1 protein-coding gene is annotated in these 334 nt (G+C 65.0%); it reads left to right on the top strand.

Annotated features, from left to right (window positions below):
* On the top strand, positions 1-334 hold a 334-nt coding region (locus tag ADK41_RS09965), incomplete at both ends, for a cbb3-type cytochrome c oxidase subunit I (RefSeq protein WP_199821854.1).

The raw sequence follows: 334 nt of genomic DNA, 5'->3' as shown, positions 1-334 counted from the left end.
CTGGATCATGCCGCTGCAGATCGGCGCGCCCGACGTGGCGTTCCCGCGGCTGAACATGTTCGCCTACTGGCTGTACCTGTTCGGCTCGCTGATCGCGGTCTCCGGCTTCGGCACCCCCAACGGGGCGGCCGACTTCGGCTGGTTCGCCTACACCCCGCTGTCGACCAGGCCCTATTCGTCGAACATCGGCGACGACCTGTGGATCATGGGTCTGGCGTTCTCCGGCTTCGGCACCATCCTGGGCGCGGTCAACTTCATCACCACGATCATCTGCATGCGCGCGCCCGGCATGACGATGTTCCGCATGCCGATCTTCACCTGGAACGTGCTGCTG

The sequence above is a fragment of the Streptomyces caelestis genome (genome assembly GCF_001279005.1).
GTDB lineage: Bacteria > Actinomycetota > Actinomycetes > Streptomycetales > Streptomycetaceae > Streptomyces > Streptomyces heliomycini.
Note: the sequence above shows the minus strand (reverse complement) of the source record. Positions and strands in the feature narration are given on the sequence as shown.